At 66.6% G+C, this 23,046-nt stretch carries 24 protein-coding genes; 12 read left to right on the top strand and 12 right to left on the bottom strand.

Annotated elements, in window-relative coordinates; all coding sequences use genetic code 11:
* The 3 genes from AC4AMJ_RS24715 to AC4AMJ_RS24705 are packed head-to-tail and all read right to left on the bottom strand — an operon-like array spanning position 1 to position 2,269.
* On the bottom strand, positions 1-666 hold the full coding sequence (locus AC4AMJ_RS24715; RefSeq protein ID WP_489898541.1) for a helix-turn-helix domain-containing protein: 666 nt from the start codon (positions 664-666) through the stop codon (positions 1-3).
* 58 nt (positions 667-724) lie between these two features.
* A complete protein-coding gene (locus AC4AMJ_RS24710) occupies positions 725-1,735 on the bottom strand; it encodes a bile acid:sodium symporter family protein (protein WP_489915337.1) in 1,011 nt (336 codons plus the stop codon).
* Positions 1,736-1,741: 6 nt separating this feature from the next.
* Positions 1,742-2,269, bottom strand: a complete 528-nt coding sequence (locus AC4AMJ_RS24705) for an SdpI family protein (protein WP_489915335.1) — start codon at positions 2,267-2,269, stop codon at positions 1,742-1,744.
* A 97-nt stretch (positions 2,270-2,366) separates the two neighbouring features.
* Between AC4AMJ_RS24705 and leuS the strand changes: the two genes are divergently transcribed.
* Complete coding sequence (gene leuS, locus AC4AMJ_RS24700) at positions 2,367-5,291, top strand: leucine--tRNA ligase (RefSeq protein WP_489915333.1); 2,925 nt, start codon at positions 2,367-2,369, stop codon at positions 5,289-5,291.
* 157 nt (positions 5,292-5,448) lie between these two features.
* On the opposite strand, the gene AC4AMJ_RS24695 is transcribed toward leuS, so the two are convergent.
* Entirely contained in the window at positions 5,449-5,781 is a 333-nt protein-coding gene (locus AC4AMJ_RS24695; RefSeq protein WP_489898545.1) for a TfoX/Sxy family protein, read from the bottom strand.
* Positions 5,782-5,843: 62 nt separating this feature from the next.
* Between AC4AMJ_RS24695 and AC4AMJ_RS24690 the strand changes: the two genes are divergently transcribed.
* Positions 5,844-7,031 carry an acyl-CoA dehydrogenase family protein gene (locus tag AC4AMJ_RS24690; protein ID WP_489898546.1) on the top strand — a complete coding sequence of 396 codons (1,188 nt, stop codon included), beginning with the start codon at positions 5,844-5,846 and terminating at the stop codon, positions 7,029-7,031.
* Between the two features lies 1 nt (position 7,032).
* On the opposite strand, the gene AC4AMJ_RS24685 is transcribed toward AC4AMJ_RS24690, so the two are convergent.
* Both AC4AMJ_RS24685 and AC4AMJ_RS24680 read right to left on the bottom strand, forming a co-directional pair.
* Entirely contained in the window at positions 7,033-7,599 is a 567-nt protein-coding gene (locus AC4AMJ_RS24685; protein ID WP_489915331.1) for a dihydrofolate reductase family protein, read from the bottom strand.
* A 41-nt stretch (positions 7,600-7,640) separates the two neighbouring features.
* Positions 7,641-8,111 carry a winged helix-turn-helix transcriptional regulator gene (locus AC4AMJ_RS24680; protein WP_489898548.1) on the bottom strand — a complete coding sequence of 157 codons (471 nt, stop codon included), beginning with the start codon at positions 8,109-8,111 and terminating at the stop codon, positions 7,641-7,643.
* A gap of 96 nt (positions 8,112-8,207) precedes the next feature.
* On the opposite strand from AC4AMJ_RS24680, the gene AC4AMJ_RS24675 reads away from it, so the two are divergent.
* Positions 8,208-9,383 carry a thiolase family protein gene (locus AC4AMJ_RS24675; RefSeq protein ID WP_489915329.1) on the top strand — a complete coding sequence of 392 codons (1,176 nt, stop codon included), beginning with the start codon at positions 8,208-8,210 and terminating at the stop codon, positions 9,381-9,383.
* Between the two features lie 29 nt (positions 9,384-9,412).
* Here the strand turns inward: AC4AMJ_RS24675 and AC4AMJ_RS24670 are convergent, their stop codons facing one another.
* Positions 9,413-9,778 carry a DoxX family protein gene (locus tag AC4AMJ_RS24670; protein WP_489915327.1) on the bottom strand — a complete coding sequence of 122 codons (366 nt, stop codon included), beginning with the start codon at positions 9,776-9,778 and terminating at the stop codon, positions 9,413-9,415.
* Between the two features lie 108 nt (positions 9,779-9,886).
* Here AC4AMJ_RS24670 and AC4AMJ_RS24665 point away from each other — a divergent pair, with 108 nt between their 5' ends.
* Positions 9,887-10,261 (top strand): winged helix-turn-helix transcriptional regulator, encoded by a 375-nt coding sequence (locus AC4AMJ_RS24665; protein ID WP_489915325.1) that lies wholly within the window; start codon positions 9,887-9,889, stop codon positions 10,259-10,261.
* Between the two features lie 142 nt (positions 10,262-10,403).
* Positions 10,404-10,793 carry a nuclear transport factor 2 family protein gene (locus AC4AMJ_RS24660; protein ID WP_489918507.1) on the top strand — a complete coding sequence of 130 codons (390 nt, stop codon included), beginning with the start codon at positions 10,404-10,406 and terminating at the stop codon, positions 10,791-10,793.
* Between the two features lie 4 nt (positions 10,794-10,797).
* Here AC4AMJ_RS24660 and AC4AMJ_RS24655 read toward each other — a convergent pair whose 3' ends face one another.
* The gene (locus tag AC4AMJ_RS24655) at positions 10,798-11,478 is read right to left on the bottom strand and encodes an SDR family oxidoreductase (RefSeq protein ID WP_489898551.1); all 681 of its coding nucleotides are present in this window, start codon (positions 11,476-11,478) and stop codon (positions 10,798-10,800) included.
* Positions 11,479-11,552: 74 nt separating this feature from the next.
* On the opposite strand from AC4AMJ_RS24655, the gene ggh reads away from it, so the two are divergent.
* Complete coding sequence (gene ggh / locus AC4AMJ_RS24650; RefSeq protein ID WP_489898553.1) at positions 11,553-12,896, top strand: glucosylglycerate hydrolase; 1,344 nt, start codon at positions 11,553-11,555, stop codon at positions 12,894-12,896.
* Positions 12,897-12,942: 46 nt separating this feature from the next.
* Here ggh and AC4AMJ_RS24645 read toward each other — a convergent pair whose 3' ends face one another.
* Positions 12,943-13,938 carry an AraC family transcriptional regulator gene (locus AC4AMJ_RS24645; RefSeq protein WP_489915323.1) on the bottom strand — a complete coding sequence of 332 codons (996 nt, stop codon included), beginning with the start codon at positions 13,936-13,938 and terminating at the stop codon, positions 12,943-12,945.
* A 192-nt stretch (positions 13,939-14,130) separates the two neighbouring features.
* Between AC4AMJ_RS24645 and AC4AMJ_RS24640 the strand changes: the two genes are divergently transcribed.
* The 6 genes from AC4AMJ_RS24640 to AC4AMJ_RS24615 are packed head-to-tail and all read left to right on the top strand — an operon-like array spanning position 14,131 to position 19,428.
* Positions 14,131-15,105: a quinone oxidoreductase family protein gene (locus AC4AMJ_RS24640; protein ID WP_489898555.1), complete on the top strand. Its 975-nt coding sequence runs from the start codon at positions 14,131-14,133 to the stop codon at positions 15,103-15,105.
* A gap of 39 nt (positions 15,106-15,144) precedes the next feature.
* On the top strand, positions 15,145-16,029 hold the full coding sequence (locus AC4AMJ_RS24635) for a TauD/TfdA dioxygenase family protein (RefSeq protein ID WP_489915321.1): 885 nt from the start codon (positions 15,145-15,147) through the stop codon (positions 16,027-16,029).
* Between the two features lie 57 nt (positions 16,030-16,086).
* Positions 16,087-17,139 carry a beta-keto acid cleavage family enzyme gene (locus tag AC4AMJ_RS24630; RefSeq protein WP_489915319.1) on the top strand — a complete coding sequence of 351 codons (1,053 nt, stop codon included), beginning with the start codon at positions 16,087-16,089 and terminating at the stop codon, positions 17,137-17,139.
* Between the two features lie 36 nt (positions 17,140-17,175).
* Entirely contained in the window at positions 17,176-18,498 is a 1,323-nt protein-coding gene (locus AC4AMJ_RS24625) for an MFS transporter (RefSeq protein WP_489898558.1), read from the top strand.
* Positions 18,495-19,079: an RBBP9/YdeN family alpha/beta hydrolase gene (locus AC4AMJ_RS24620; RefSeq protein ID WP_489915317.1), complete on the top strand. Its 585-nt coding sequence runs from the start codon at positions 18,495-18,497 to the stop codon at positions 19,077-19,079. Before AC4AMJ_RS24625 ends, AC4AMJ_RS24620 begins: the two co-directional genes overlap by 4 nt.
* Before the next feature lies 1 nt (position 19,080).
* Entirely contained in the window at positions 19,081-19,428 is a 348-nt protein-coding gene (locus AC4AMJ_RS24615) for a carboxymuconolactone decarboxylase family protein (protein WP_489915315.1), read from the top strand.
* A gap of 26 nt (positions 19,429-19,454) precedes the next feature.
* On the opposite strand, the gene AC4AMJ_RS24610 is transcribed toward AC4AMJ_RS24615, so the two are convergent.
* The 3 genes from AC4AMJ_RS24610 to AC4AMJ_RS24600 form a co-directional block, all read right to left on the bottom strand.
* Entirely contained in the window at positions 19,455-21,050 is a 1,596-nt protein-coding gene (locus AC4AMJ_RS24610; protein WP_489915313.1) for a DUF222 domain-containing protein, read from the bottom strand.
* A gap of 180 nt (positions 21,051-21,230) precedes the next feature.
* Positions 21,231-22,448: an MFS transporter gene (locus AC4AMJ_RS24605; RefSeq protein WP_489915311.1), complete on the bottom strand. Its 1,218-nt coding sequence runs from the start codon at positions 22,446-22,448 to the stop codon at positions 21,231-21,233.
* Between the two features lie 78 nt (positions 22,449-22,526).
* Entirely contained in the window at positions 22,527-23,000 is a 474-nt protein-coding gene (locus AC4AMJ_RS24600) for a MarR family winged helix-turn-helix transcriptional regulator (RefSeq protein WP_489898564.1), read from the bottom strand.
* Between the last annotated feature and the right edge of the window lie 46 nt (positions 23,001-23,046).

Below are 23,046 nucleotides of genomic sequence, written 5' to 3'. Positions count from 1 at the left end.
TCACTGCGTCTCGTGGTTATCCGGATAGGCGGTGACGGCCAGGAACCGGATCGGCAGCTGGACCAGGTCGTGGGGGCCGTGGATGCCCTCGCCGTCCAGCAGCAGGCAGTCGCCGGGGCTCAGGGTGTACTCGGCGGTGCCGTGGCCGTAGACCATGACGCCCTCGAGCATGTAGAGCAACTCGGTGCCCGGGTGTTGAAAGCGGGGAAACACCTCGCTGTCGTCGGTGAGGGTGACGAGTACGGGTTCCAGGCGCTTGTGTTGTCCGCGCAGGGTGCCGAGGAGTTCGTAGTGGTGGCCGACGCGGGTGCCACGGCCGACGATGACCGCACCCTTGCCTGCCTCGGTGTAGATGGATTCCCGCTCGACGTCGGCGCCGCGGAACAGCGAGGTGACCGGGACATCGAGACCCGCCGCGAGCCGGGCCAGAGTGGAGAGGCTGCACGACGTCTGGGCGTTCTCGATCTTGGACAGCATCGCCTTGGAGATCCCGACCTTGGCCGCCATGTCGGCCACCGACATCCCCGCATTGCGCCGCAGCAACCGGACCTGGTGGGCGATCGCGGCCTCGAGGTCTCCGCCGGTCGGGGGCTCGCCGATGACCTCACGCTGGATGGGTGCGGGGTCGCCGGTGTCGCGGACGGTTTTCGAAACGTCGGCACTCATGCGGGTAGTCTAGCGAACTTTAGTTTCCTCGCAGTGAACATTCGAGGGTCGAAGCTGATCACTGCGCGGCCGTTGCCGCGTCCGCCTCTCGGCCGTAGCGGGTGGCCAACCATGAGCAGAGGATGAGCTGGATCTGGTGGAAGATCATCAGGGGCAGCACGATCAGCCCGACCGTGGACCCGGCGAACAGCACGGTCGCCATCGGCAGACCGGTGGCGAGACTTTTCTTGGTGCCGCAGAACTGGATGGCGATGACGTCCTCGCGGTTGAACCCGAGCCGCCGGGGCACCCAGCGGGTGACCACGAGCATGAACACCACCAGGATCAGCGAAATCACTGCGACCGCGATGACCTGCCAGGCATCGACGATCGACCAGATGCCCTCACGCACGCCTTCGCTGAACGCCGAGTAGACCACCAGCACGATCGAACCGCGGTCGGCGAGCTTCGTCGCGCGGGCGTGCCGGCCGAAGAAACCACCGACCCAGGGCCGCGCGAGTTGGCCGATGATAAACGGGACGAGGATCTGCAGGACGATCTTCAGCACCGACGTCGCATCGATCTGCACGCCGTTCTCCGTGGTCATCAGGGCGACCACGAGCAGCGGCGTCAGCACGACGCCGATGATGTTGGATGCCGACGCACTGACGATCGCACCCGGCACGTTGCCGCGGGCGATCGAGGTGAAGGCGATCGAGGACTGCACCGTGGACGGCACCAGGCACAAGAACAGCAGGCCGGCGTACAGGTCGGCGCCGACGATCGGTTCGACGATCGGTTTGATCGCCAGCCCGATGATCGGGAACGCCACGAATGTGAACGACAGGATCGTCAGGTGCAGCCGCCAGTGCTTGAGGCCCTCGAGCGCCTCCCGCGGGTGCAGGCGGGTGCCGTACAGGAAGAACAGCAGCGCGATGGCGATGACGACGACCCAGTCGAGCACGTCGGCGGCATCACCGCGGGCGGGCAGGAATGCGGCGACGATGACCGCGGTCAGGATGGCAAGGATGAAGCCGTCGATCGGGGAGCGGTTGAGGAGGTCGCGAGCGACCTTCAGCGGTGACGACACAGAGGCTCAGGCCTGGGCCGATTCGGCCGAGCACACGCCACGGAGGGTGCATGCGCCGCAGCTCGAGGTCCCGCAGTCGGCGGCATGGTCGGCGTCGGTGGCCTTCGCTGCGGCGGTGTCGCCGGCGGGATCTGCCGCGCTCTCGTGTGAGGAACAGCACGCACAGCCGTCGTCCTCGGCGGGGACGGCTGCGGCGGCACGGACGCCGTAGGCGCTGACCAGGCCGACGACGAACACCGCGGCGACGAGCGCGACACCGGCGAACACCAGGGACCACAATCCGTCGATGCCCAGCGTCAGGATTCCGCCCAGGACCAGCAGGGCGGCAGCGGTCAGCAGACCGGGTGCGGCGACCCGGTTGGCGACGGTGAATGCCTGCTCAGAGCGCATGGACTCGTCGGCGCGGACACCGAGGAAACGGTTGCGGCGCAGTCGACCGGTGATGCCGAGCAGCCCGACCACCAGCCACATCGCAGCCAGCACGAAGACGATCACGGCGGCGACAACAGGCAGGACGTTCACATCGACAACCATACGACCGACCGTCGTAGCTGCAGAATTCACCGGTCGGCGCTCACTCGTGGCGACCACCCGTTGGCTCGTGGTTCACGCCACGATTTACGCTGGTCGGGTGACTTCAGCTGATTCTGCCCGTACCGCGACGGCCCCCGGCGCGGTCGGCGTGCCCGGCCACCGCTACACCGCCGAGCTCGCCGGTGAGATCGAAGCCCGGTGGCAGCGCAACTGGGCAGACCAGCACGCCTACGAGGCGCCCAACCCGGTCGGACCGCTGGCCGGCGACCTCTCTGCATTCGGCGGGGCAGGCGCCGACGCCGACGACAAGCTCTTCATCCAGGACATGTTCCCGTACCCGTCGGGCGCGGGACTGCATGTCGGACATCCCCTCGGCTTCATCGCCAGTGACGTCTTCGCCCGCTACCAGCGGATGACCGGCAAGAACGTTCTGCACACCATGGGCTTCGACTCCTTCGGTCTGCCCGCCGAGCAGTACGCGGTCCAGACCGGTACGCACCCGCGCACCACCACCGAGGCGAACATCGAGCGCTACCTCGGCCAGATCCGACGGCTCGGGCTGGGACACGACGAGCGGCGACGGGTCGCGACGACCGATGTCGAGTTCTATCGGTGGACGCAGTGGATCTTCCTGCAGATCTTCAATGCCTGGTACGACGCCGATCAGGGCAAGGCCCGTCCCGTCGCCGAGCTGATAGGCGAGTTCGACTCGGGCACGCGGACGCTCGACGGCGACGAGAAATTCGCCGGGCGCGACTGGTCGTCGCTGACCAGAACAGAACGCAACGCGGTGATCGACTCCCACCGGCTGGTGTATCAGAGCGACTCGCTGGTCAACTGGTGCCCGGGGCTGGGCACCGTGCTCGCCAACGAAGAGGTCACCACGGACGGCCGCAGCGATCGCGGCAACTTCCCGGTGTACCGCAAGCATCTGCGGCAGTGGATGATGCGCATCACCGCCTACTCCGACCGTCTGCTGGACGACCTGGATCTGTTGGACTGGCCGGACAAGGTCAAGACGATGCAGCGCAACTGGATCGGACGCTCGCGCGGCGCGCAGGTGGCCTTCCCGGTGCCGGGAGCGGGCCGAACAGACACGGCCGCGGGCGGACACGCCATCGAGGTCTTTACCACCCGACCCGACACCCTGTTCGGCGCCACCTACATGGTGTTGGCTCCCGAGCACGAGCTGGTCGACTCGCTCACGGCCGAGGCCTGGCCGGACGGTACCGACGATCGGTGGACCGGCGGCGCCGGGAGTCCGGCCGAGGCGATCAAGGTGTATCGCGCACAGATCGCGGCGAAGTCGGATCTGGAGCGGCAGGAGAACAAGGAGAAGACCGGTGTCTTCACCGGTTCCTTCGCCACCAATCCGGTGAACGGCGAGCAGATCCCGGTGTTCATCGCGGACTACGTGCTGATGGGCTACGGCACCGGCGCGATCATGGCGGTGCCCGCCCACGACCTGCGCGACTACGAGTTCGCGACCGTGTTCGGGCTGCCCATCCGCGAGGTGATCGGTTCCGAGCAGGGCATCGAGACCGAGGCCTACATCGGCGACGGTCCCGCGGTGAACTCCGGCTTCCTCGACGGTCTGGCGGTCGAGGAGGCCAAGGCCGCCATGATCGAGTGGCTCGAGGCCCAGGGAGCGGGCACCGGCACCATCCAGTACAAGCTGCGCGACTGGCTGTTCGCGCGTCAGCGATATTGGGGCGAACCGTTCCCGATCGTGTACGACGCCGACGGTGAGGCCCACGCTCTGCCGGAATCGATGTTGCCGGTGGAACTTCCGGAGGTCGACGATTACGCGCCGGTCTCCTTCGACCCGGAGGACGCGGACAGCGAGCCGTCGCCGCCGTTGGCGAAGGCCACCGACTGGATGACCGTCGAACTGGACCTGGGCGACGGGTTGCAGACCTACACCCGGGACGCCAACGTGATGCCGCAGTGGGCGGGCAGCTCGTGGTATCAGCTGCGCTACATCGACCCCACCAACTCGGACACGTTCTGCGCCAAGGAGAACGAGGCCTACTGGATGGGTCCGCGGCCGAAGCTGCACGGTCCGGACGATCCGGGTGGCCTCGACCTGTACATCGGCGGCGTCGAGCATGCGGTGCTGCACCTGCTGTACTCGCGCTTCTGGCACAAGGTGCTCTTCGACCTCGGCTATGTGACCAGCCGCGAGCCGTACCGAAAGCTGTTCAACCAGGGCATGATCCAGGCCTACGCGTATACCGACTCGCGGGGTGTCTATGTGCCGGCCGAGGGTGTCGAGGAGCGCGACGGCGGGTATTTCTACGACGGCGAGCCGGTCACCCAGGAATACGGGAAGATGGGCAAGTCGCTCAAGAACTCGGTGACGCCCGACGACATCTGCCGCGACTACGGGGCCGACACCCTGCGTGTCTACGAGATGTTCATGGGTCCGCTGGATCAGTCGCGCCCGTGGGCGACCAAGGACGTCGTCGGCTCCCAGCGGTTCCTGCAGCGGATCTGGCGCCTGGTGGTCGACGAGGAGACCGGGGCGTCCCGCTGCACCGACGCCGAGCTCGACGACGACACGAACCGCCTGTTGCACAAGACGATCGCCGGTGTCCGCGAGGACTATGCCGAGCTGCGCAACAACACCGCGGTGGCGAAGCTGACGGTGCTGACCAATCACCTGACCAAGAACTTCGAACGCTCGGGCGCACCCCGCGCGGCCGTGGAGCCGCTGGTCGTGATGCTGGCCCCGCTGGCGCCGCACATCGCCGAGGAATTGTGGCACCGGCTCGGCAAGCAGTCACTGCTGGCGCGCGGTCCGTTCCCGGAAGCCGACGCGAAGTGGCTCGTCGAGGACACCATCGAGATCCCGATCCAGGTGAAGGGCAAGGTGCGCAGCCGGATCGTCGTCGCCGCGGATGCCGACGAGGCGACCGTGCGCGCCGTCGCTCTGGCCGACGAGAAGATCGTGCCCCTGCTCGACGGTGAACCCCGCAAGGTGATCGTGGTGCCCGGGCGGATGGTCAACGTCGTCCCGTAGCGATCGGGACCGGGTCTCGGTACGCAGGCTCGCCCCGGGGGCTCGCTCGCTACTCGACGAGCGGGGGTGAATCCTGCCGAGCGTCCAGTGGTGGGTGACTCCCGCCTGGACTCGCTGATCTAGGTTCCGAGCTCCGGGCGAGGGGCCGTGTCGAGATCTACTTCGGCGGCAGCTTCCGGGCGTAGTCGGAGCCGATGGTGACCCATCGCTGCAGCTGGCGTTCGGTGCGGATGCCGTCGTCGGAGACGCGCAACCAGCCGCGGGCCTCGCGGCCCGACATGACCATGGGCGCGGTGTGGTCGAACTCGAGGAGCACCTCGGTCTGATCGGGCGGGACTCGCACCATGAGGCCGCCCTGCCCGCTGGCCGCGATGGCCATGTTGCCGTTGATGAGGAAGGCCAGACCCCCGAACATGGACTTCTCGTCCACACCGCACTCGGCTGCCAGCATGCCGCGAATCCGGTAGGCGAGATCGTCGTCGTAGGTCACCGGTTCAGGGTATGTCCTCAACGGGGGTTGGAAAAGAACTTACCGCTGAGTAAGGTAGGGTCATGGCGATCAACCTGGAGCTGCCGAAGAAGTTCGATTCGACCCTCGAGCGAACCCACCTGGCGGCCGAGCACATCTTCCGGCCGATCTCGCGCAAGTACGACAAGGCCGAGCACGAATACCCGGTGGAGCTCGACGAGCTGGGCAAGCTGGCCAAGAAGTCGCGTGACCAGGAACGATCCTCCGATACCGACGAGCCCGCCTCCGACGTCGTCAACGGTCCCAACATGCGCTCGCTCATCTCCGCGAGCGAGATGAGCTGGGGCGACGTCGGCCTCCTGCTCTCGATCCCCGGTCAGGGCCTGGGCAACGCCGCCATCTCCGCTGTCGCCAACGACGAACAGCTCGAGAAGTTCTCCGGTGTGTGGGCGGCGATGGCGATCACCGAACCCAGCTTCGGCTCCGACTCGGCAGCGGTGTCGACGACGGCTACCCGGGACGGCGACGACTACCTGATCAACGGCGAGAAGATCTTTGTCACCGCCGGCTCGCGGGCCGACCACGTCGTGGTGTGGGCCACCGTCGACCGTAGCGCCGGGCGGGCGGCGATCAAGAGCTTCGTGGTGCCGATGACCACCGAGGGTGTGACCGTCGCGCGGCTCGAGCACAAGCTCGGCATCAAGGCGTCGGACACCGCGGTCATCCGTTTCGAGAACGCCCGCGTGCCCGCCGACAACCTCCTCGGCTCGCCCGAGGTGGACACCCGCAAGGCGTTCGCCGGGGTCATGCAGACCTTCGACAACACGCGCCCGTTCGTCGCGGCCATGGCCATCGGACTCGGGCGGGCCGCGCTCGAGGAACTGCGGCGCATGCTCGAAGAAGCCGGACACACGATCGACTACGACAGGCCCGCCGCCGCCCAGCACGCGACGGTCTGCGAGTTCATCCGTCTCGAATCCGACTGGGAGGCATCGTGGTTGCACACGGTGCGGGCGGCATGGATGGCCGACAACAAAGAGCCGAACTCCAGCGAGGCGTCCATGTCGAAGGCCAAGGCCGGTCGCATGGTCACCGACGTCACCAACAAGGCCGTCGAAGTCGGTGCCACCGCAGGCTTCTCGGAGACCATGCTGCTGGAGAAGTGGGCGCGTGACGCCAAGATCCTCGACATCTTCGAGGGCACTCAGCAGATCCAGCAGCTCATCATCGCGCGGCGCGTGTTGGGGAAGTCGAGTGCGGATCTGAAGTAGATCAGTCCCGCTTCACCGCATAGCGCAGCAGGACGATGCCGCCCGGAAAGGTGCGATTCTCCACCAGTGACATGGAGATCCACGACGGCAGCGTCGGGAAGAACCGAAGGCCACCGCCCACGGCGGTGGGTGAGACCACCATCCGGAACTCGTCCACCAACCCGGCCTGCACGATCGGCGCGGCCAGTGTCGCGCCGGCCACCTCCATCTGGCCGTCCGTCTCGGCTTTCAGCTTCGTCACCACCTCGACCGGGTCGCCGCGTTCGAGGCGGGAGTTCCAGTCGACGGACTCCAGGGTCTGCGAGAACACGACCTTGGGCATGTCTCGCCAGACCTGTGCGAAGTCGACGATGATCGGGCCCGCGTCCGGGTCCTGGTCGGCGGTCGGCCAATACTCCGACATCAATTCGTAGAGTCGTCGCCCGTACAACGACAAGGCGGTGTTTCGCTCGAAGTCGTTCCAGTACTGGTGCAGCTCGTCGCTCGGTTCGGACCAGTCGAAGTTGCCTTGCGCGTCGGCGATGTACCCGTCCACCGACACGTTGAAGCCATAGATGAGTTTGCCCATGTAGGTCAGACTGCACCCGCGGGCAGAACTCATCGCGACTTTCAGCGGAACCGCCGCGCCACCCGCACATCGACGTCGTCGACCTCGGCTCCCGACGTTGTCCGCACATCGACGGTGACGGACTCCCCGGTGGCGTTGTCGCTCAACCGCAACGGCGCGCCGTCGGGCTGTAGGTAACGGTTGCCCCACTGCATCAGGCCGACGACCACGGGCATGAGATCGCGACCCATCTGGGTCAGCCGGTATTCATATCGAACCCGCTGGCCGGGCTCCTGGTAGGGCACCTTCTCGAATACGCCGGCCTCGGTCAGCTCTTTCAGTCGCGCCGATGCCACGGCGTCGGTGATGCCGACCCGTCGGGCGAACTGGTCGAACCGGGTCGCCCCGTAGAACGCCTCGCGCAGGATCAGGATCGCCGACCGCGTGCCGATGATGTCGAAGGCCTTCGCGATCGAGCATCCCGTTGCCTGCCAGGAGTCCCGGTCGGCCAACGCACCCGTCAACGTCATCATGTGAACCATCCTACATCTGACTTGACAGAACCATAGTCAGCGGCGTATCACGTGACTATGGCCGACAAAAGTCAGCCCTGACTTGGAGGTAGTTCCATGACGAATGCAGTCATCGTCGACGCGGTCCGCACGCCGATCGGAAAGGGTAAGGCCAGCGGCGCGCTGCATGACGTCCACGCCGTAGACCTGCTGGCGCACAGCCTGTCCGCCTTGGTCGACCGCACCGGAATCGATCCGGGGCTCATCGACGACGTCGTCACCGGTGTGGTCAGTCAGGTCGGGGAGCAGAGCTTCAACATCGCCCGCAGAGCGCTACTCGCGGCCGGGTATCCCGAGTCGGTCCCCGGCGTGTCTGTCGACCGCCAGTGCGGTAGCGGGCAGCAGGCCATCGCGTTTGCTGCGCAAGGCGTCCTCTCCGGGGCCTATGACGTGGTGGTGGCCGCCGGCGTGGAGTCGATGTCGCGCATACCCATGGGGTCGGCCGTCGCGGGTACCAGCGATCTCAACGGTGTCGCATTCGACGAACGCTATCCGGAGGGTCTTGTCGGACAGGGCATCTCCGCCGAGCTGATCGCGGCCAAGTGGGGCATCTCGCGCGCGGAGATCGACGAGTTCTCCCTGCGGTCGCATGACCGCGCGGCCGTCGCGACGAAGAACGGTCTGTTCGAGAACGAGATCGCGCCGATCGTGGGACTGACTGCCGATGAGGGCATCCGTGTGGGCAGCACCCTCGAGGACCTCGCCCGGCTGCGCCCCGCGTACTACGACGAGGCGATGGCGGCACGCTTCCCGCAGATCGGCTGGAACATCACCGCAGCCAACGCCAGCCAGATCAGCGACGGATCCGCCGCTCTGCTCATCATGTCGGAGGACAAGGCGCGTGAACTGGGTCTGCAGCCGCGGGCGCGGGTGCATTCGTTCGCGGTCGCGGGCGACGACCCGCTGCTGATGCTGACCGCGATCATCCCTGCCACACGCAAGATCCTCGCCCGCAGCGGACTCGATCTCGGCGACATCGGGCTGTTCGAGGTAAATGAGGCGTTCGCGCCCGTGGTGCTGGCGTGGGCCAAGGAACTGGGCGTCGACCTCGACCGCGTCAACGTCAACGGCGGCGCCATCGCCCTCGGCCACCCGCTCGGTGCCAGCGGCGCGCGGCTGGCGACGACCGCGGTCAACGCGCTCGAGCAGCGGGATGAGCGGTTCGCCCTGCAGACGATGTGCGAAGCCGGCGGTCTGGCCAACGCGACGATCTACGAGCGGGTCATCTACTGATAGGGCAGCCACGGTGTGGCTGCGTTTGGTCACAGCCACACCGTCGCCAACCATGCCGTCACCGCGGCGGCTGCGAGCAACACGACGTTCAGGCCGAGCACGTTGAGTTCGCCGCGGCGTACATGCAGGGTGATGCCGCCGACCTGTAGCAGGACCAGACAGATCGCTGCGGCAAGTCCGAGCCACGCGGCGATACCGGTCAACGGTGGCAAGATCAGGCCCACCGCGCCGGCCACCTCGAGCGCGCCGATCGCCCTGACCTGCTTCAGGGACATGGCGTCGACCCAGGACATCATCGGCCGCAACTGTTCCTTTGAACGCATCACCTTGATGCCGCCCGAATACAGGTAGAACAGGGACACGAGCCCACCCACAGTCCAGTACGCGATGATCATCGGAAACCTCCGGCTGTCGGGTTGCGTGTTGTGGGCACGTTGATTCTTCGACAGAATCAGAGGCCTTACAAAAGGCACACGCGTGTAATCGGTCCCAGTGGAGGTGCCATGTCCCGGTCCGACACGCTCTGCGTCATCATCGGCGATCAAGGCGCGGCGGTTCGCGGATTGATGGACCGAATCGCTGACAAATGGGCATTACTGATCCTTGCGACCCTCAACGACGGACAGCTGCGCTTCACCGAGCTCCACCGGCGCATACCCGGTATCTCGCAGCGCATGCTCTCGTTGAATCTGAAGAATCTCGAACGTGACGGTCTACTCACGCGCACGGCGCATCCCGAGGTCCCGCCGCGAGTCGAGTACGGGCTCACGGACCTCGCAGGTTCCCTGCTTCCGCATGCCGTGGGACTTGCCCAGTGGGCCCGCGACCACCGCTCCGACATAAAGGTGAGTCGGTCTACCTACGACCAGCGCTCCTGACTCGTAGACATTCGACAAGGGTGTACACGATCCGCGGTCGAGCCGTGCCCGACGCCGGACCGCGGATCTCCGATCCATTCGCCCTGTGGGAGTGCTACCGTCGTCGAAATAGAACACGTTCTACTTCGACGAAAGGCGCATGATGACGGTGGAGCAGGGAACCCTCAGCGAGAAGATCAACGCGACGGTCGACGCATACGTCGATCTCCTGAACTCGGGCACGGCCGAGCAGATCGCCGATCTGTACGCACCGGACGCGACCGTCGAGGATCCGATCGGCGCGGACCTGCGCACCACCCGTGAGCAGCTGATCGAGTTCTACTCGGTCATCACCGGGATGGACGAGCGTACGGCGACGCTCAAGTGGCGCAAGATCGCGGGCGATACCGCGGTCTTCGAGTTCACCCTGGTCACCGGGACGTCGGGGATGAAGTTCGAGATCGCCCCGATCGACATCATGGTGTTCAACGCCGACGGCAAGGTGTCGTCGATGCGTGCGGTGTGGGAGCAGTCGGACCTGAAGCAGCTGTAGCGCGTCAGCCGCGCCCCGTCGGCCGCAGCACGATCTCCTCGGGATGTGCGTCGGCCGACGTGGTGATGGCGTGCACCACGGCCGCGGCCACCGTCGACGTCTTCAGGAACTTGGACGGGTCGTACTCGTTGCCCTCGATCGCGACGAGGTCGCGCTGCATGTCGGTGTCGATGCGGCCGGGGAACACCGACGTCACACGTAGCGTGGGTTCCTCGGCACGCAGTGCGTCGGCAAGGGCGCGCAGGCCGAACTTGCTCGCCGCATAGGGAGCCCAGCGCGGATTCGCACGGCGGCCGGCGCCGGAGTTGATGAACACCACGTGCCCGTGCGCCTCGCGCAGTGCGGGGAGCAACAGTCGTGTCAGTTCGGCCGCCGCCACGAGATTGACCTCGAGGACCTGATGCCATTCCTCGACCGGGGTGTCGGCGATCGTCTCGAGGCTGCTCCCGACGCCGGCGTTGTGTACCAGGACGTCGAGCGAGGAGATGGCCTCGACCGCCGCCTCCACCTCCTCATAGTCGGTGAGCTCGACTCCGAATGTGCTGGCACCGTCGAGCTCGGTGGCCAGTGCGTCCAGTTCGGCCGACGGGCGACCGCCGAGCAGCAGGTCATGGGTTCCGGCGAGTTGGCGGGCGATCTCCGCGCCGAGGCCGCGGCTGGCCCCGGTTATCAAAGCAGTCGACACACCGCCAGGCTACAAGGGCGTCATCCGCGCACACTCGGTGCGCGACGACGTCGTCAGCAGGGCAGAATCGACGCGTGGCACGGTATGGATTCACCCCGACGCAGTTGTCAGCCCGAGCGGCGTACCTGCTGCGCGGCAATGACCTGGGCACGATGACCAGCGCCGCACCCAAGCTGTACCCCCACATGTGGAGCTGGGACGCCGCGTTCGTGACCGTCGGGCTGGCGCCGCTGTCGGTGGAGCGGGCGGTCATCGAGATGGATACGCTGCTGTCGGCGCAGTGGGCGAACGGCATGATCCCGCACATCGTGTTCGCCAACGGTCGCGACGGCTACTTCCCGGGTCCGGCGCGATGGGAATGTGCGCGGCTGGCCAATTGCGCCCCGGATGCCCCGGACACCTCCGGCATCACCCAGCCCCCGGTGCATGCGATCGCGGTCCAGCGCATCCTCGACCATTCCCGCCGTCACGGGCGCACGACGCGAGCGGTCGCCAACGAGTTCATCGACCGGCGATGGGCGTCGCTGGTGCGGTGGCATCGATGGCTCGCGCACGCCCGCGACCCGCACGGCAACGGCCGCGTCACCATCTTCCACGGCTGGGAATCCGGGATGGACAACTCGCCGCGCTGGGACCGCCCGTACGCGAATGTGGTGCCCGGCGCCGATCTGCCGTCCTACGTCCGCGCCGACCTCGATCACGTCGGCGGCGATCTGTCGATGCGGCCGTCGAACCTCGAATACGACCGGTACCTGTGGCTCGTCGAACAGATGAAGCGGGCCAACTACGACGACGATCTGTTGCCGAAGGTGATGGACTTCGCGGTCGAGGACGTCTTCGTCAGCGCGATCTTCGCCGTCGCGTGCGATGTGCTCGCCACCATCGGCGAGGACTACTCGAAGCCTCGTTCCGATGTGCGTGACCTCCGTGCGTGGGCGGATCGCTTCCGCGCCGGCGTGGTGGCCTCGGCGAACGAACGCAACGGTGCGGCACGGGATTACGACCTACGGACGGATTCCTGGATCAACACCGAGACCATCGCGGTCTTCGCGCCGCTGATCTGCGGTGGGCTCTCCCGGGAACGTGAACGCGCGCTGCTGCGGCTGTTCGACGGCCCACGCTTCTGCGGTCATCCCGACCTGCGCTACGCGGTTCCGCCGTCGACGTCGCCGATCTCCATGGACTTCCGTCCGCGCGAGTACTGGCGCGGGCCGGTGTGGCCGGTGATGACGTGGCTGTTCAGCTGGGCGTTCGCGCGCCGCGGCTGGACCGAACGGTCCGCGCGGCTGCGTGAGGAAGGGCTACGGCAGGCCACCGACGGTGCCTTCGCGGAGTACTACGAACCGTTCACCGGCGAACCGCTGGGCAGCATGCAGCAGAGCTGGACCGCGGCATCGGTGCTGGACTGGCTGGACTGACTCGGGTTGGACTGACTCAGGCGGGACTGACTCAGGTTGGACTGACTCAGGCGGCCCGGCGCCACTCGCTCGGGCTCTGTCCGAATCGCTGCCGGAACCACCGGGAGAAGTTGCCGGGGGAGGAGAACCCGAGGAGGTCGGCGATCTCGGTCAGCGAATGGCGATCGCTGCCGACCATGTGACGGGCCAAGCCCACCCGGGTCGAGTCGAGGACCGACGAGAACGTCTCGCCCTCGGCACGCAGCCGTCGGTGGACGGTGCGGCGATCCACGCCGAGACTTCGGGCGACCTGATCGACCGAGCAGCGTCCCGTCGGTAGCAGTAGTTCGATGAGTTCACGCACCCGATACGCGGTGTCGGGCTCGGGGGAGGCTGCGAAGTCGTCGAGGAGTTCCTGCGTGTAACGGTGCAGCTCCGGATCCGCCATCGCGTTGGGGGTATCGAGATCCTTTGTGTACAAGGTGATCCCGTTGAAGTCCTGATCGAACCGGACAGTGGTGCCGAAGAACTGATCGTGCGCGCGGGGATCGTCGGGCGCAGTGTGGGTGAACGCGACGCCCAGCGGACGCCACTGCGGGGAGATGAATCCCTGCAGCAGCCCGAACAGGACGGCGACGGCGAGCTCCACCGATTGCCGGACGTCACCGCTACCGCCGACATCGACGGTGGTGGCGAGTGTGGCGACACCGCCCACCTCGCTCAGGCGCGTCCGCAGCGCCTCGTTGTACATGTGCTGATGCCTGATCAACACCCGCAGCGCACTCCGTACATCGGGCTCCTCGCGGATGACGAGGCTCAACGGACCCAGGTTGCCGAGGCGGCGATACCGGGCCAGCGCGAGACCGAAGTCGGCACGGCCCGAGGCGGCGGCGGATCGTTCGAGTAGTTCGGCGATCGCCTCGGCGGGCACCCACCGATCTTGCAACGCGAGACTCGCGGGGTCGAGTCCGACGTCCCGCACGAGCTGTGCCGGATCGAGACCCAACGAGTGCCCGAGTTCCACGTAGTTGTTCAGTGCGGCGTAGCGGGCGAGGGGTTTCACACCGCCAGTGTATGTCCCGAAATGCACAGCGGGGTGTCCCTTGAGGAAAAGCAATGGCGGTCGAACTCTCGTAATGTTGTCTCCATCACAGTGAGCGGTCGGACGAAATGGCCGCCACATCAGATGGGCCCCGATCAAGGCGTTCCAACCAGACGCGTTCGAACGACGAGGGCCGAGAGGAGAAGAGAAAACATGGCGAAGGCCGTACGCTTCCACGAGGTCGGCGGACCCGACGTATTGCGCTGGGAGACAGTCGAGGTCGGAACACCGGGCCCCGGTGAGGTCCGCATCGCCCACGAGGCGGTGGGCCTGAACTTCGCCGATACCTACTTCCGTACCGGGCTGTACCCGGCGCCGCTGCCGGCCGGAATGGGTGTGGAGGCCGCCGGCGTGGTGCAGGAGGTCGGTTCGGGAGTCACGTCGGTGTCCGCCGGCGATCGGGTCACCTACACCGGAAGCCCCCTCGGGGCCTACAGCACCGAGCGAGTCATGCCGGCCGAGCATCTGATCCCGTTGCCCGACGACGTCGCTTTCGACACCGCCGCGGCGATGACCATGCGCGGACTGACCACCGGGTACCTGCTGCGCCGCATCTGGCCGCTGGCCGCCGGTGACACGGTGCTGCTGCACGCCGCTGCCGGCGGAGTCGGACTGATCTTCACCCAGTGGGCGAAACTGTTGGGGCTGAGGGTGATCGGGACCGTCTCCAGCGAGGAGAAAGCTGCCGTTGCCCGCGAGCACGGGTGCGACGAGACCATCATCTACACCCGCGAGGACGTCGCCGGCCGGGTCCGGGAGCTGACCGACGGTGCCGGTGTCCCGGTCGTGTTCGACAGTATCGGCGCCACCACCTTCGAGTCATCCCTCAAATCGGTTGCGCGACGCGGACTCCTCGTCTGCTTCGGCACCGCATCGGGCCCGATCCCGCCGATCGACGCGATGCAGCTGGCCGTCAACGGCTCGGTGTTCGTCACCCGGCCGGCGCTCGCCGACTACATCGCCGATCCGGCCGAGCGGGCCGCACTCGCCGGCGAACTGTTCTCCCATGTCGGCGCCGGACGAATCACCATCGACATCAACCAGCGCTACGACCTCGCCGACGCCGTGACCGCACATCGCGATCTGGAAGCCGGCCGCAGTGTCGGGTCGTCGGTCTTCACCCTCTGAAACTCACCAGCCAATTCGCCTGAACCGAAAGGACGAATCATGACAACCGCACTCCGTGAGTCGGTCGAGACCCCGTTTCGGGTCCAACCGCTCACCTGCTCCCTCGGGGCGGAGGTGTTCGACATCGACCTCGGCGAGGTCTCCCGCGACGACACCCAATTCGACCGGCTCCGCTCGCTGCTGCTCGAACACAAGGTGCTCTTCTTCCGCGACCAGGACATCACCCGCGCCGAGCATGTCGCACTCGCCGAGCGGTTCGGGCCGCTCGAGGATCATCCGGTCCTGGGCAGCGACCCCGACCATCCCGGTCTGGTTCGCATCTACAAGGACCTCGACAGTCCGCCAGAGCATTTCGAGAACGCCTTCCACTGCGACGCCACCTGGCGGGAGAACCCGCCGTTCGGATCGGTGTTGCGCTGTGTCGAGGCGCCGCCGGTCGGTGGCGACACGATCTGGGTCAACATGGTGGAGGCCTACCGCCGGTTGCCGGCGGCGGTGAAGCACCAGATCGCCGGGTTGCGTGCACGGCACAGCATCGAGGCCAGCTTCGGCGCCCGGATGCCGATCGAGCAGCGACACGCGCTGCACAGCCGATTCCCGGACGCCGAACACCCGGTCGTCCGTACGCATCCGGAGACCGGCGACCCGATTCTGTTCGTCAACTCGTTCACGACGCATCTGGTCAACTACCACACCTCCGACCACGTTCGCTTCGGCATCGACTACGCCCCCGGGGCGGGAAATCTGTTGCAGTACCTGATGAGTCAGGCAACGATCCCGGAATACCAGGTGCGCTGGCGCTGGACCGAGAACAGCATCGCCATCTGGGACAACCGCTGCACCCAGCACTACGCCGTCCAGGACTACTGGCCGGCCGTCCGCAAGATGGAACGCGCCGGGATCGTCGGCGACCGACCGTTCTGACACGTCCTCCCCAAACCCCAAACAACCACCTCCACAACCTGATCCAAGGAGAAACCAATGCATTTCCACGACGACGCCCTCTTCCCCGAAACCCAGGAGAAGCTGGTCATCACCGCAGCGCCCTACGGCCCGGAATGGGAACTCGACGACTTCCGTGAGGATCTGCCGCTGACCATGGATGAGCACGTCCAGAAGGCGGTCGACTGCTACGAGGCCGGCGCCACAGTGCTGCACATCCACGTACGTGAGCTCGACGGCAAGGGCAGCAAGCGGATGTCGAAGTTCAACGAGTTGCTGGGCGGACTGCGCGAAGCGGTGCCGGACATGATCCTGCAGGTCGGCGGATCGATCTCGTTCGCCCCCGAAGGTGATGGCGCGGACGCCAAGTGGCTCTCCGACGACACCCGCCACATGCTGGCCGAGCTCGACCCGGCGCCCGACCAGGTCACCATCGCCATCAACACCAGCCAGATGAACATCATGGAATTGATGACCGACGACGACATCGCCGGCACCTCGCTGCAGCGGCCGGAACTGTCGGCCACCTACCGCGAGATGACGGTGCCGGCCGGACCGGAATGGGTCGAGGAGCACCTGCGCCGCCTGCAGGCCGCGGGCATCCAGCCGCACTTCCAGCTGTCCAGCATCCCGCAGCTGGAAACCGTCGAACGCCTCATCCGCCGTGGCGTCTACACCGGTCCGCTGAATCTCACCTGGGTCGGCATCGGCGGCGGCTTCGACGGCCCGAATCCGTACAACATCATGAACTTCATCCAGCGGGTCCCCGACGGTGCCTGCCTGACGCTGGAGACGCTGATGCGGTCGGTGCTCCCGGTCAACACCATGGCCATGGCGATGGGCCTGCACACCCGGTGCGGCAACGAGGACACCATCTGGGGCCGCGTCGGCCAGAAGTTCACCTCGGTCGAGCAGATCCAGCAGCTGGTCCGCATCGCCGGTGAACTCGGACGCGAGGTGGCCACCGGCAAGGAGGCCCGCGAGATCTACCGCATCGGCGACACCTACCGCGACGCCGACGAGACGTTGGCCAAGCTCGGCTACGCCCCCAACCGCCGCCCCGGCCAGGTCGGCTTCACCCAGCACGGCTGACCCGGCCTCTCTCCCAGCCCACCCCAGGAGCACCCCATGACCACCCCCGCCACCGTCACCGACCAGGTCGACGACGCCACCCCGGCGCCGGCCTCGTCCCGATCCCGGAAGTACCCGTGGATCGTCTTCGCGCTCACGTTCGGACTGTTGCTGTCGGACTACATGTCCCGGCAGGTGCTCAGCGCCGTCTTCCCGTTTCTCAAAGAGACATGGTCCCTCGCGGATTCCCAACTCGCATCGCTGACCAGCATCGTCGCCCTCATGGTGGGTCTATTGACCTTGCCGTTGTCGCTGCTGGCCGACCGATGGGGTCGGGTCCGGAGCCTGGTGGTGATGGCAGCGTTGTGGTCGGTGGCCACGGTGCTCTGTGCGGTCGCCGCCAACTACGAGCAGATGCTGGGTGCACGGTTCCTCGTCGGGGTCGGTGAGGCCGCGTACGGCAGTGTCGGTATCGCGGTGGTGCTCAGCGTGTTCGCGCCGCGTGTGCACGCCACGCTCAGCGGTTCGTTCATGGCCGGCGGCTCGTTCGGCTCCGTGCTCGGCGTCGCGCTCGGCGGAGTGATCGCCGTTCACCTGGGCTGGCGCTGGTCGTTCATGGCGATGGCCATCCTGGGACTGATCCTGGTGGCGCTCTTCCGTGCACTGGTCACCGAAGACAAACTGGCTCGCCATGCCGCCGACGACCCGGTGGCCGGGACGTCCGCGGCACCGCCCAAGGGCTTCCGTGCACCTGTGTCCAGCCTGTTCACCAATCCCGCCGTGCTGTGCGCCTACATCGGCGGCGGTCTGCAGATGTTCACGGCCGCAATCCTGCTGGCCTGGATGCCGAGCTTCTTCAATCGGTACTACGGTCTCGCGCCGGACAAGGCCGGAGTCGCGGCCGCGGCGGTGATCCTGCTGATCGGCAGCGGCATGATCGTCTGCGGCATCGTGACCGATCGGATCGGCCGCGATGACATCACCCGCAAATGGTTCGCCGCCATCGGCTTCTGCACCATCTCACTGATCTGTCTCACCGTCGGTTTCGGTATGGCCAGCGGTACAGCGCAACTCGTGTTCGTCGGCATCGGAGCGTTCTTCTCCGCCGGATCGTCGGGGCCAACCGCGGCGATGGTCGCCAACCTGACCCACTCTTCGGTGCGGGCCTCGGCAATGGGCACGCTGACCGTCGCGAACAATCTGCTCGGACTCGCGCTGGGCCCGTTCATCGTCGGCGTCCTCGCCGATCGCCTCGGATTGATCGGGGCGCTGCAAGTGGCTCCGTTCGTCTACGTCATCGCGATCGCCGCGCTCGTCCTCGGACGACGACTGCATCCGCTGGGCCTGCGGAAGCTCGCAGCAATCGGCGGTGCCGCGTGAACGCGAAGCAGCCGACCGTGGTCATCGTGCCGGGACTGCGTGACCATGTCGCCGATCACTGGCAGACGCACCTCGCCGCCGAGCTCGACGACGTGCTGACCGTACCGCCGCTGGAGCGTGACAAGCTCAGCCGCGCCGCACGTGTGACTGCGCTCGACGACGTCCTCCAGCAGGTCGATGGGCCGGTGTTGCTCGTGGCACACAGCGCCGGCGTGCTGACCACCGTCCATTGGGCCCAACGACCCAGCCGACGCATCCAGGGGGCACTGCTCGTGACCCCCGCTGACCTGGAACTCCCACTGCCCGAGGGCTATCCGACACTCGCCGACATCGAACTCGGTGGATGGCCACCGATCCCGCGTCGGCGGCTACCGTTCCCGAGCATCGTGGCCGCGAGCCGCAACGACGCACTCGGCGGATACCGGCGGGTCACCGGCATGGCCGAGACCTGGGGGAGCAGGCTGGTCGACCTCGGGAAGGTGGGCCACCTCAACCCAGCAGCCGGCTACGGTCGCTGGCCACGTGCGGTGGAGTTGGTACAGGAATTGATCGAGCACAGCACGGCCGAAGTTCCTGCGTGACATGGCGGAGCCGGGCATCGTCGAGCAAATGAAGGCCGATGGCACGTGGAACGAGCTGTGGACAGGATTGGACGAACTCGATCCCGAGTGGACCGAGAACTACATGACGTCGGTGATGGAGCCCTACGAGAGCGGGGTGCTGTCGCCCCGGGAGGTTCAGTTGCTCTGCATCGCCGTCGACGCCGCGTGCACCCACCTGTACGCGCCGGGCCTGCGTCGCCACATCCGGGCCGCGCTCGATCTCGGCGTCACCCGGCGGGAGGTTTTGGAGGTGCTGAAGTTGGCGACCACGGTCGGCATCCATTCGCTCAACGTCGGACTGCCGATCCTTCTCGACGAGAGCGAGTAGGCAGCGGGAGGCCACGATCAGTAGTCCTACTGATCGTCGGCCTCGCGTCGTCGGCGGTTGCGCATCCGTTCTTGTCGTCTGCGGTTGTGTTTGGCTGCCAGTCGGGTGATCGGTCGGGTGGGTGGGGTCGGTGGTGGGGTCGGGGCGTCCGCCGATACGGCGGGTGCGGGTGGGTCCGGGGGTTGGATGCGGACACGCCGAAGCCCGGGGAACAACGGTTCCATGGTGTTGGGGTCGCCCGCGATGATCAGGCCTTCGGGGGTGGTGAACTCGGTGCGTAACCGGCCACACCGGTCGCGGTACTGGTCATCGACCCAGGTGCCGAACGTTTTGATGAGGTGGAAGAACCGGTCTTTGATGTTCAGATTCTCCGGCACCGTTTGCCCACCCGCGGCGGGGTGGGTGTGGTCGTATTCGGCGACATGCTCCACATCAGCCCCCGGAGCGAAGGAGGGGGTGTCGTTGCCGGGCACCACACTGTAGCCATCCCGAATCCGGATGTAGGTATCCAGCGCGGTCGAGGGCCGGTAGGGGTTCGACGGTAGATGTGCGGGCAGGGTGTAGGTGCCGTCCGGATTCTGCGGGGTGCCCGTGGGCACCAGAGGTTTGACGATCGCGTCCGGGCGGGCCGCCAACTCGCGGACGTGCTCATCAGAGATGACTCCGTGCCCGGCCATCCACCCGGCATGCGCGGCGTCACCGGTCAGGGTGGATTCGTCGCAGACGACGTGGATGACGATCTTGGCATCCACCGGCGGCACCGTGGCAGGCTCCGGGATCTGGGCGGCACAGTCCTCGCGCCCACACCGGCACTCGAACCGGGTTCCGGACAGCAACGCGAACATCGCATCCGACGCGCGTTGCTGCGTGGTGCGCGGATCGTGCGCACAGGCGGCCGCAGCCAACGCGGTGACCGCGGCGGCGGCGGCAATCCGCACATTCTCCGCCGCCATCGAGGCGGTGATCTGGCCCATGCCGTCGGGTTGCGGGGTGGTCCACATACGCCGCTGGGCCAGGGCGCGGCGGCGGTGTTCGCGCACCGCGTCGGGGTCGTGGCGAAACACGATCCGATCGACCATGTCGCGCAGCCGTTCGGCCGACCACGCCCCGCGGTGCAGGTCGAGTTCGGCGGCGATCTCGGCATCCACGTCGGGCATGGCGTTCTGCCCGGTGAGGAGGTCGGTGCGGGCGATGATCGAGGCCACCCGCGCCGGCGAGATCTGGCCCTGGCGCAGCCGTTCGGCCACCTGGGGGAGCCGATCACGCAGGGCCAGTGCCTCACGCACCAGCTGTTCGGCTGTCGTCTGGGAGATGCTCAACGCCAACGCGATCCGGGCGGCGCAGTCGGCGAACCCGTCGACCACCAACAGATCGTCGGGGCGCGGCTGTTCACCGACCACACGCTGGTGTAGTTCGGCGGCCAGCTGATAGTTGTGCCAGGCCAGATACGCGACACCGCGCTGGGTGGCGGCCATCGACCCGAGCAGCTCGTTGGTGTCGGCGTCGCCGATCTGGTCGGCGTGCAGACCGCCGGTGAAGATCGGCGCCAGGTCGGGCCAGGGGGAGGCCTCACCCCACCACGACGACAACGCCCACTCCGAACCCGAACCCGAACCCGACACCGCACAACACCTTTCAGAGAGATGGACACGGCGAAACCACACGTCCCACATATCTCTGAAAAGTGACCGACCCCTACAGGGCCGATCCGGCATCACATCACTGCTTCGATTTCGCTGACACCCAATCTACGACACCGGTCCGACAAAAATGATCGACGCAGCTCAGGAGGGTCGGAGGGTTCAGTACTCCTCGGCCCCGATCAGCGCGGCCTGCTCGTCGACCTCATGGCTGTCGGCGGCTTGGCTGCGGACGAAGCTGACGGCCGCGACAGCGACCACACAGTAGGCGGCGGCGAACCAGAACGGCGCGGCGACCGAACCGAACCAGTCGGCGAGGTGGGCGACGAGCACCGCGGACACGGCCGCACCGCCCCAGCGCAGGAAGCTGTAGCCGGCGCTCGACACGGAGCGTGGGGTCGAGGCGTCGCCCGACGACATCGCGACGCCGGTGAAGAGTGTGTTGAGCACACCGGACGGCAAGCCGGACAGGATCACGGCCAGCCCGATCAACCAGACGTGGCCGGCGAGAACGCCGATCGCGGCCAGCGACATCACGACCGCATAGACCGCGATCGCCGACATCACGCCGCCCTTCTGCCCGATCCGGTCGGCGAGTCGAGGTGCGATGAACACCCCGGCGAGTGCGGTCAACAGGCCCCAGCCGAAGAAGACGAGGCCGGCGTAGATCGGCCGCAGACCCATGGCGATCGGCGCCCAGGCGATGACGGTGAACAGGGCTCCCGTGTAAAACGCCGAACCGATGGAGGTGATCAGCAGGGTGCGGTTACGTAAAGCCTTGAGCGGGTCGACGATCCGTACGGGGACGCGGTTGGTCCGTGGTCCATCCGACGGGAGCATCACGGCACACAGGATGGCGCCGATGAGCATGAGGATCGCCGTGCCTGCGAACGGTGCACGCCAACTCCATTCGCCCAGTACGGTTCCCAGCAGCGGGCCGACGGCGAGGCCGACGCCCAGGGCCGCCTCGTAGAGCATGATGGCGCCGTGCTGGCTGCCCTTGGCCGCCGACACGATGAAGGCGAGAGCGGTCGCGATGAACAACGCGTTGCCCAGGCCCCACAGCACCCGGTAGATGATGAGCTGATCGATGCCGCTCGCGAAGGCCGAGACACAAGCGGCGATCACGATGAACGTCAGACCGACGCTCAGAGTCCGCTTGGGCCCGAATCGATAAGCGGCCCAACCGGTCAGCAGCATGGCCACGCACTGGACGCCGACATAGACACCGAACAGCAGGGTCAGCTTCTCCGGCGGCGCATTGAGCGCTTCAGCGATGGAGTTGAGGATCGGGTCGACGAGACCGATTCCCATGAAGGCGATGACAGCGGCGAACGCGGTCACCCAGACCGTGCGCGGTTGCTGACGAAAGGTCTCCATCAGGGAGGGCTCGTGGTGTTCGGCCGGTGGTGTCGGTGACACCCACGGTTGTCGATGACTGTCATGTGTTCCTCTGGATCATTCGGTCGATGTCGTCGCTCCGGCGTGTGCCGGGAGGGCATCGAGTTGTTCGCGGAGTGCTGCCAGCGCGGGGGCGGCGGCGGCCAGCGCCGCGCGGTCGGCGTCGCTGAGCTCGGCGAGGGCAGCGGTCAGGATGCTGTCGCGACGTCCGCGCACCTGGTCGAGAACAGCGCGGCCATGGTCGGTCAGATCGACGATGACGGCGCGGCGGTCGGCGGGGTCGGGACGACGTTCGACGAGTCCGTTGCGGGTGAGACCGTCGATCAGCGCGGTGGCGGTCGGCATGCGGATCGACTCGCGTTCGGCGAGTGCTCCCATGCGCATCGGTCCGTCGTCGAGCAGAACGGACAGCGCGGACGCCTGCGCGGCGGAATACTCCTGGATGGGAGTGCGACGTCGCAGGGACAGGTAGAGCCTGGTCACTGTCGGTCGCAGTGCGACCGCCAACGCGGAGACCTCGGAATCAGACACATTCGCAAGCCTAATACTTAGGCTCTCGAAATAAAAGCGACGACTA

The organism is Gordonia sp. LMA484 (assembly GCF_058129505.1).
This window is presented reverse-complemented; position numbering and strand designations above follow the sequence as displayed.

Coding starts and splice junctions, on each gene's coding strand:
- AC4AMJ_RS24615 (WP_489915315.1), top strand. CDS start 19,081: ATGGCGGAGCCGGGCATCGTCGAGCAAATGAAGGCCGATGGCACGTGG.
- AC4AMJ_RS24670 (WP_489915327.1), bottom strand. CDS start 9,778: ATGATCATCGCGTACTGGACTGTGGGTGGGCTCGTGTCCCTGTTCTAC.
- AC4AMJ_RS24680 (WP_489898548.1), bottom strand. CDS start 8,111: ATGATGACGTTGACGGGTGCGTTGGCCGACCGGGACTCCTGGCAGGCA.
- AC4AMJ_RS24665 (WP_489915325.1), top strand. CDS start 9,887: ATGTCCCGGTCCGACACGCTCTGCGTCATCATCGGCGATCAAGGCGCG.
- AC4AMJ_RS24715 (WP_489898541.1), bottom strand. CDS start 666: ATGAGTGCCGACGTTTCGAAAACCGTCCGCGACACCGGCGACCCCGCA.
- AC4AMJ_RS24630 (WP_489915319.1), top strand. CDS start 16,087: ATGCATTTCCACGACGACGCCCTCTTCCCCGAAACCCAGGAGAAGCTG.
- AC4AMJ_RS24605 (WP_489915311.1), bottom strand. CDS start 22,448: ATGGAGACCTTTCGTCAGCAACCGCGCACGGTCTGGGTGACCGCGTTC.
- AC4AMJ_RS24660 (WP_489918507.1), top strand. CDS start 10,404: ATGACGGTGGAGCAGGGAACCCTCAGCGAGAAGATCAACGCGACGGTC.
- AC4AMJ_RS24675 (WP_489915329.1), top strand. CDS start 8,208: ATGACGAATGCAGTCATCGTCGACGCGGTCCGCACGCCGATCGGAAAG.
- AC4AMJ_RS24635 (WP_489915321.1), top strand. CDS start 15,145: ATGACAACCGCACTCCGTGAGTCGGTCGAGACCCCGTTTCGGGTCCAA.
- AC4AMJ_RS24690 (WP_489898546.1), top strand. CDS start 5,844: ATGGCGATCAACCTGGAGCTGCCGAAGAAGTTCGATTCGACCCTCGAG.
- AC4AMJ_RS24685 (WP_489915331.1), bottom strand. CDS start 7,599: ATGGGCAAACTCATCTATGGCTTCAACGTGTCGGTGGACGGGTACATC.
- AC4AMJ_RS24705 (WP_489915335.1), bottom strand. CDS start 2,269: ATGGTTGTCGATGTGAACGTCCTGCCTGTTGTCGCCGCCGTGATCGTC.
- AC4AMJ_RS24625 (WP_489898558.1), top strand. CDS start 17,176: ATGACCACCCCCGCCACCGTCACCGACCAGGTCGACGACGCCACCCCG.
- AC4AMJ_RS24640 (WP_489898555.1), top strand. CDS start 14,131: ATGGCGAAGGCCGTACGCTTCCACGAGGTCGGCGGACCCGACGTATTG.